The organism is Variovorax defluvii, assembly GCF_039541515.1.
Lineage (GTDB): Bacteria > Pseudomonadota > Gammaproteobacteria > Burkholderiales > Burkholderiaceae_C > Variovorax > Variovorax defluvii.
The window spans coordinates 92,850-99,512 of the sequence record NZ_BAABGJ010000019.1 but is presented as its reverse complement, the minus strand read 5'-3'; the positions used below and the strand labels follow the sequence as shown (position 1 = coordinate 99,512).

Sequence of the window (6,663 nt, the reverse complement as noted above, 5' to 3'; positions counted from 1 at the left end):
CCTTGGCATATGCAACCCCTGGTGAAGGATCGCCACAAGATGCCATACGAGGCCAAACTTATCAAGACTATACGTGGCCGTATTTATGAAGCTGCCTACTAAGTCACGGTGCCAACGTGGGGCGTGGTGCCGTTGCATCGTCAACTGTTAACTTTTGTTTTTGGATTGTGGTTTTTTGCACAGGGAGATTTCTTCGCCCGATGGCACCATTTGCGCTGAACTCCGGTTCGCCCTCGCGGCGATCGACATGAACAAAAAGCCCTCCGATCACAGCCTTCTGGAAAGTGCCCTCTCGACCATCGAGCAGGTGCTCGCCCATGCCGACCAAGAGATGCGCGGCGAGCCCTACCTGGGCCCCACGCTCAACGTGCCGCTGGAGGCGCTGTCGGGGACGGACGCCGACGAGCAGCGCTTGCGCATCAGCGCCGCACAGTCGGCCATCAATCTCTGCCTGGGCTCGGCCGCCGCGCTGATCGACGTGAGCCAGGCGCTGATGAACCGCAGCGTGGACCGTTCACCGGAGACGCTGGAACGCGAGTGGCATGCGATCGTCGCCCACACCAAGATCGCGAGCCGTTCGGCCTATCGCGCGGCGCTCATCATGGCGGCGCAGAAGAACGTGCTCGCGGCCCAGGGTGAGCCGCAGTCCGAGGACGTCTACGGCGGGCTCACGCACGGGCTGACCCACTGACCCACCGACGGCGCGATGCGCGTCAGAGGCGCCGGAACACGAGGTCCCACACGCCGTGGCCGAGCTTCAGGCCCCGGTTCTCGAACTTGGTGAGCGGGCGGTAGTCCGGCCGGGGCGCATAGTCTGCGGCGGTGTTGCGCAGCAGCGGCTCGCCTTGCAGCACTTCCAGCATCTGCTCGGCATAGGGCTGCCAGTCGGTGGCGCAGTGCAGGTAGCCGTCGGGCGCGAGGCGCTGCGCCAGCTTGTGGACGAAGGGCGGCTGGATCAGCCTGCGCTTGTTGTGCCGCTTCTTGTGCCAGGGGTCGGGAAAGAAGATGTGGATGCCGGCCAGCGTGCCGGGCGGCAGCATGTGGTCGATGACGTCGACCGCGTCGTGCGCGCAGATGCGGATGTTGGCGAGTTGCTGTTCGCCGATGCGCTTGAGAAGCGCGCCGACGCCGGGCTCGTGCACCTCGCAGCACAGGAAGTTGTTCTCGGGCATCAGCGCTGCGATGTGCGCGGTGGCTTCGCCCATGCCGAAGCCGATCTCGAGGACGGTGGGCGCCTGGCGACCGAAGGCCGCCTCGATGTCCAGCGGCTCGGTGCGGTAGGGCAGCAGGAACAGCGGTCCCAGCTCAGCGAAGGCGCGGGCCTGTCCCTCGGTGGTGCGGCCGGCGCGGCGCACGAAGCTCTTGAGCCGGCGATGCAGGGGATGGGGCGAGGTCTCGTCGGCGGAAGGCTCCCCGTCGTCGTGCGCGGGGTTGTTGGCAGGCAGGGTCATCACGGGCGCGGATTGTAGAGAGCGCGCCAGGCCTCGATCCATCCGGGCAGGGCCTCGGCGGGCCTCGCGGCCTGAGACAGGGGCAGGCCCAGCACGCGTGCGGCGGCATTCAGTGCCGCGAGCGCGGCAGCCGGTGTGCGGGTGTCGATGGGGGCGGCGCCGTTCTGCTTCGACAGCTTTTCGCCGTCGGCGCCCAGCACCAGGGGTGTGTGCAGGTAGCGCAGCGTGGGCAGGCCCAGTGCGCGCTGCAGCAGGATCTGGCGCGCGGTGTTGTCGACCAGGTCGGCGCCGCGCACCACGTCGGTCACGCCCTGGTCGGCATCGTCGACCACCACCGCGAGCTGGTAGGCCCAGGGGCCGTCGGCGCGCTGGAGCACGAAATCGCCGACCTCGTGGGCGACGTCCTGGTACTGGCAGCCCAGGCGCCGATCGGTCCAGCACAGCCGCCTGGACGTGCGCGCCGCCTCGTACTGCTCGGTCGCGAAGCGCCAGGCGCGGGGTGTCCTGCCGTGCAGGCCCTCGCGGCAGGTGCCCGGGTAGACGCGTTCGCCGCCTCGCTGATGCAGCACGCCGCGCTCGGCCAGCAGTTCGTCGATCTCCTTGCGCGAGCAGGCGCAGGGGTAGGCCAGGTGCAGGGCCTTGAGGTGTTCCAGGGCCCGGGCATAGAGCGCGCCACGGCGGCTCTGCCACACCGGCGTCGCATCGGGCAGCAGGGCGCAGTCGGCGAGCTGGGAGAGGATGTGCTCGCCCATGCCGGGCAGGCAGCGTTCGGTGTCCGTGTCCTCGATGCGCACCAGCCAGCGTGCCTGCGGGCCGCGTGCGCGCACATCCAGCCAGCTCGCCAGCGCGGCGACCAGGGAGCCGGCATGCAACGGGCCGGTGGGCGACGGTGCGAAGCGGCCGGTGGGTGTCGTCATGTCAGGCGAGCTTCAGCGCCAGCGTGAGACCGGAGAGGAAGGCGTCCTCCACCCGGTGCCCGGTGCACCAGTCGCCAGCCACGCCGATGCGGGCCTTGGCGTCCCACAGGTGCGGCGCGCCCGCCGGCTGCTCGGTCTTGGCCTCCTGCCAGCAGCGCGTCTGCACGTGCGAGGGCGTGGCGCGGATGCCGGTGATCTCCGAAAAGGCGCGCAGCAGCTTGGCCTGGATGCGCGCGGGCTCGTCGCGCAGGTGCTCCTGCGACCAGTCCGCGCTGGCCTGTATGGTCCAGCGTTCGATGCGTTCGCGCCCCGGCTTGGAGGATTCGCGCGCCAGCCAGGCCACGCGGTGGTGGTTGCTGCGCGCGGCGTTCCATTGCGGGCCGAGGTAGGAGAGCTCGGGCTGATTGGCCTGCGGGAAGGCGATCATGAGCGTCCAGCAGGGCGCGATGCGCACGCCGTCGATTTGCTGACGCACCGGCGGCGACACGCCGTCGAGCAGGGCGCGCGCCGGGCCGGGCGGCACGGCCAGCAGCACGGCGTCGAATCCCGAATACACGTGCTGGGCATCGTCCTCGCCGGTGGTGCGCAGCTGCCAGCGCCTGGCATCGAGCGCATCGGGCTGGATGGCCGTGACGCGGGTGCGGGTGAGCAGCGCATCGCCCAGCGGTGCCGCCCAGTGCGCGACCAGGGCATCCATGCCCGGCTGCGCCACCCAGTGCTGCTCGCGCCCGGGCAGGGCGGCCTCGGCCACGCGGCCGAGCGGGTCGAGCACCCGCACCAGGTTGGCGCTCCAGGGGCGGCAGATGGCGGGCGCGGTTTCCAGGGCGCGCGCGAAGCGGGGATCGCGCACCGTGAAGTACTGGGTGCCGCTGTCGAAGCGGCCGAAGGGCGTCGCCTCGCTGGCCATGCGTCCCCCTGGCGCCGCTTCGCGTTCGAACACGCTCACGCGGTGGCCGGCCTGGGCCAGCGTACGGGCGCAGGCCACGCCGGCGATGCCCGCGCCGACGATGGCATAGTGGCGCGGGGCTTGGGTTCGGTGGCGGTCGGCAGGCGGGCGAAGGGTCATGGTGCTGTCTCGCAGTCGATGATGGGACGGGCTGGTCGGACTCTAACCCGGCGCGCGCCTTCAACGGCCGCGGTGACGTTCGAGCAGCGCGCGGCGCGTGCCCGCGTGCTCGAACTGCGCCAGCCACCACGTGAGGGCGCGCCCCGGTTGACCCGCCGTGGGTTCGCGCCAGGCGCAGTGCATGGTGGCCAGCGGCGGCGCCCGCTCGGTCGCGCGCTCGACCAGGTGGCCGGCTTCGATGTAGGGCCGGGCCATCGGCTCCGGCAGGAAGCCGCCGCCCAGGCCGTGCAGCTGGGCGGCGAGCTTGGCCTGCATGGTGGGGACGGTCAACACGTCCTGTCCGCTGACCAGGTTGACCGTCATGCTCGGGCCGGCGCGCGAGGAGTCGGCCGCCGCCACGGCGCGGTGCTGACGCAGCACGGCATCGGACAGCGGCCCCTCGATGCGCGCAAGCGGATGGTGCGGCGCGACCGCGTAGACGAAGCGCAGTTGCCCCAGCGGACGGCTGCGGATGCCGGTGGCGCCGAAGGCCAGGCTGGAGGCATCGAGCACCGCGCCGACGGCGAGGTCGGCTTCGCCGGTGCGCAGTGCCTCGATGGTGCCGAGCAGGGTCTCGTCGCGCAGCTTGAGGCGGGTGGGCGGCTCGAGCGCGAAGAAGGCGGTGGCGAGGTCGAGCATCGGGTCGCGCGCGATGACGCTGTCGATGGCGATGGTGAGCATCGGCTCCCAGCCGGTGGCGACGCGCTTGACGCGGTTGGCGACCGCGTCGATCTCGCTCAGCAGCCAGGCCGCCTCGCGCAGCAGTTCCGCGCCGGCCTCGGTCAGGCGGGCCTGGCGGGCGCTGCGATCGAACAGCAGCACGTCCAGCGCGTCTTCGATCTGGCGCACGCGATAGCTCAGGGCACTGGGCACCAGGTCCAACCGGCGCGCCGCGGCGGCGAAGCTGCCGGTGTCGGCCACGGTCTGGAGCATGGCCAGGGCATCGGGCGTGAGGACGTCGCGGGGGCTGGGCATGGCCGATCAGCATTCAAATAAATTGAATGATGCCATCAAATCCGAGCGCTTTCGATTCAAGGGTCACAGCCTAAAGTCAGGGTCATCCGCTGCGCATGCGGCGCGGCATACCAAGGCTCCCGGGCGAATGCCGGAGCAGGAGATTCGATGATGTTGAAGGTTCGCAAGTCCCAGGAACGCGGTTACGCCGATCACGGCTGGCTGCGCTCGTTTCACAGCTTTTCCTTCGCGGGCTACTACGACCCGGCCCACATGGGCTGGGGCAACTTGCGGGTGATCAACGAAGACCGCGTGGCGGCCGGTGCCGGTTTCGGCACGCATGGCCACAAGGACATGGAGATCATCAGCTACGTGCTCTCGGGCGAGCTGGCGCACAAGGACAGCATGGGCAACGTGGAATCCATTCCGCCGGGCGACGTGCAGCGCATGAGCGCCGGCCGCGGCGTGATGCACAGCGAGTTCAACCACAAGCCCGACCAGACCACGCACTTCCTGCAGATCTGGATCGAGCCGAACGTGCGCGGCATCGCGCCGAGCTACGAGCAGAAGAGCTTTACCGAGGCCGACAAGCGCGGCCGCCTGCGCCTGGTGGCCTCGCCAGACGGCGCCGACGGCTCGGTGCGGGTGCATGCCGATGCGCGCCTGTATGCCGGCCTGCTGGACGGGCAGGAGCAGGCCGAGCTTGCGCTGGACCCGGCGCGCAAAAGCTACGTGCACCTGGTCAAGGGCGAGCTCGAGGTCAATGGCACGCGCCTTGCAACCGGCGACGCGGCCCTGATCGAGGGCGAGTCGCAGCTCAAGCTGGCCGACGGCAAGTCTGCCGAGGTCCTGGTGTTCGATCTCGCAGCCTGACTGTTGCTCTCCCCCAGGCTCTCCCACTTGGTGGGGTCCGCCAACCCCCTCACCGGGGGCAACACCAGCGGCCCGGCAAAGCCGGTTCTGCGAAAAATGTTGCTCTCCCCCAGGCTCCCCCACTTCGTGTGGTCCGCCAACCCCCTCACCGGGGGCAACACCAGCGGCCCGGCAAAGCCGGTTCCGCGGTGTTCCCTGAATGAGGGGTCTGCTTTGTTGCTTTGCTGATTTTTTCGTCAACCATAGGAGTTCGTTTCATGTCCACCACTACCGCGTCGGCCTACGCCGCCCCCGCAAACGCCAGCGCTTCGCAGGATGTCCTGGCTCTCGTCGGCCGCGTGCTGATCGCATTGCTGTTCGTGCCCGCCGGCTTCGGCAAGCTCACCGGCTTCGCCGGCACCGTCGGCTACATCGGCTCGGTCGGGCTGCCGCTGCCGGAAGTCGGCGCCGCGATCGCGATCATCGTGGAGCTGGGCCTCGGCCTGGCCCTCCTGGTCGGCTACAAGACGCGCATCGCGGCCATCGCGCTGGCGGTGTTCACCGTCGCGGCCAGCGTGTTCTTCCACAACTATTGGGCGCTGCCGGCCGACAAGGCCTTCGTGAACCAGCTGATGTTCTTCAAGAACATCGCGGTGGCGGGCGGCCTGCTGGCCATCGCCGCCTTCGGCGCCGGCCGCTTCAGCATCGATCGCCGCTGAGCCGGATCGAAGAGAATGAGCGCCGCCGGGCCCGTGCCCGCGCGGCGCTTTTTTCTTGCGCAGGAGACTCCATGACCGACATCGTCGTCGTCTTTCATTCGGGCTACGGCCACACCCAGCGCGTCGCCCAGTCGGTGGCCGACGGCGCCGATGCCCCCTTGCTGCAGATCGACGCGGACGGCAACCTGCCCTCCGGCGGCTGGGAGTTACTCGCCGCGGCCGACGCCATCATCATGGGCTCGCCCACCTACATGGGCGGCGTGAGCTGGCAGTTCAAGAAATTCGCCGATGCGTCCTCCAAGGTCTGGTTCGTGCAGGGCTGGCGTGGCAAGCTGTTCGCGGGCTTCACCAACAGTTCGGGCATGAACGGCGACAAGGACGCGACGCTCACCTACCTGTGGCACTTCGCGAGCCAGCATGGCGGTCTGTGGGTGCCGCTGGGCATCCCGCCCAGCCACGACAAGGCCGCGCGCCGCGATTCGCTCAATTACGTCGGCGGCTATGCCGGCCTTCTCACCACCTCGCCCACCGATGCCAGCCCGGCCGAGATGGCCAAGGGCGACCTCGAGACGGCCTTCGCCTTCGGCGAGGAGGTGGCCCGGGTCGCAGCCCTGCGCCGCTGACCGGGTACGTCGGCGCCTCGAACTTTCCCACGGAGATCCACC

The 6,663-nt window shown here is 69.4% G+C and carries 8 protein-coding genes; 4 read left to right on the top strand and 4 right to left on the bottom strand.

Translation table 11 applies throughout. The features are described 5' to 3' along the window. Nucleotides 1-247: 247 nt before the first annotated feature. The gene (locus tag ABEA07_RS11075) at nt 248-691 is read left to right on the top strand and encodes a hypothetical protein (protein ID WP_345537830.1); all 444 of its coding nucleotides are present in this window, start codon (nt 248-250) and stop codon (nt 689-691) included. 22 nt (nt 692-713) lie between these two features. On the opposite strand, the gene trmB is transcribed toward ABEA07_RS11075, so the two are convergent. Genes trmB through ABEA07_RS11055 form a run of 4 tightly spaced genes read right to left on the bottom strand, consistent with a single transcriptional unit; the run spans nt 714 to nt 4,448 of the window. Then, nucleotides 714-1,451 carry a tRNA (guanosine(46)-N7)-methyltransferase TrmB gene (gene trmB / locus ABEA07_RS11070; protein ID WP_345537834.1) on the bottom strand — a complete coding sequence of 246 codons (738 nt, stop codon included), beginning with the start codon at nt 1,449-1,451 and terminating at the stop codon, nt 714-716. Further along, entirely contained in the window at nt 1,451-2,368 is a 918-nt protein-coding gene (gene gluQRS, locus ABEA07_RS11065) for a tRNA glutamyl-Q(34) synthetase GluQRS (protein WP_345537829.1), read from the bottom strand. Before gluQRS ends, trmB begins: the two co-directional genes overlap by 1 nt. Before the next feature lies 1 nt (nt 2,369). Beyond that, the gene (locus tag ABEA07_RS11060; RefSeq protein WP_345537828.1) at nt 2,370-3,434 is read right to left on the bottom strand and encodes an NAD(P)/FAD-dependent oxidoreductase; all 1,065 of its coding nucleotides are present in this window, start codon (nt 3,432-3,434) and stop codon (nt 2,370-2,372) included. A 60-nt stretch (nt 3,435-3,494) separates the two neighbouring features. After that, entirely contained in the window at nt 3,495-4,448 is a 954-nt protein-coding gene (locus tag ABEA07_RS11055) for a LysR family transcriptional regulator (protein WP_345537826.1), read from the bottom strand. A gap of 150 nt (nt 4,449-4,598) precedes the next feature. On the opposite strand from ABEA07_RS11055, the gene ABEA07_RS11050 reads away from it, so the two are divergent. The 3 genes from ABEA07_RS11050 (at nt 4,599) to ABEA07_RS11040 (ending at nt 6,621) form a co-directional block, all read left to right on the top strand. After that, nucleotides 4,599-5,300 carry a pirin family protein gene (locus tag ABEA07_RS11050; RefSeq protein WP_345537832.1) on the top strand — a complete coding sequence of 234 codons (702 nt, stop codon included), beginning with the start codon at nt 4,599-4,601 and terminating at the stop codon, nt 5,298-5,300. 257 nt (nt 5,301-5,557) lie between these two features. After that, entirely contained in the window at nt 5,558-5,998 is a 441-nt protein-coding gene (locus tag ABEA07_RS11045; protein WP_345537825.1) for a DoxX family protein, read from the top strand. A gap of 71 nt (nt 5,999-6,069) precedes the next feature. Beyond that, nucleotides 6,070-6,621, top strand: coding sequence for a flavodoxin family protein (locus ABEA07_RS11040; RefSeq protein WP_345537824.1), 552 nt, complete (start codon nt 6,070-6,072; stop codon nt 6,619-6,621). Nucleotides 6,622-6,663: the final 42 nt, after the last annotated feature.

What these genes read in the sequence shown, in the direction of transcription:
- ABEA07_RS11075 (WP_345537830.1), top strand. Translation starts at nt 248, where the DNA reads ATGAACAAAAAGCCCTCCGATCACAGCCTTCTGGAAAGTGCCCTCTCG.
- trmB (WP_345537834.1), bottom strand. Translation starts at nt 1,451, where the DNA reads ATGACCCTGCCTGCCAACAACCCCGCGCACGACGACGGGGAGCCTTCC.
- gluQRS (WP_345537829.1), bottom strand. Translation starts at nt 2,368, where the DNA reads ATGACGACACCCACCGGCCGCTTCGCACCGTCGCCCACCGGCCCGTTG.
- ABEA07_RS11060 (WP_345537828.1), bottom strand. Translation starts at nt 3,434, where the DNA reads ATGACCCTTCGCCCGCCTGCCGACCGCCACCGAACCCAAGCCCCGCGC.
- ABEA07_RS11055 (WP_345537826.1), bottom strand. Translation starts at nt 4,448, where the DNA reads ATGCCCAGCCCCCGCGACGTCCTCACGCCCGATGCCCTGGCCATGCTC.
- ABEA07_RS11050 (WP_345537832.1), top strand. Translation starts at nt 4,599, where the DNA reads ATGTTGAAGGTTCGCAAGTCCCAGGAACGCGGTTACGCCGATCACGGC.
- ABEA07_RS11045 (WP_345537825.1), top strand. Translation starts at nt 5,558, where the DNA reads ATGTCCACCACTACCGCGTCGGCCTACGCCGCCCCCGCAAACGCCAGC.
- ABEA07_RS11040 (WP_345537824.1), top strand. Translation starts at nt 6,070, where the DNA reads ATGACCGACATCGTCGTCGTCTTTCATTCGGGCTACGGCCACACCCAG.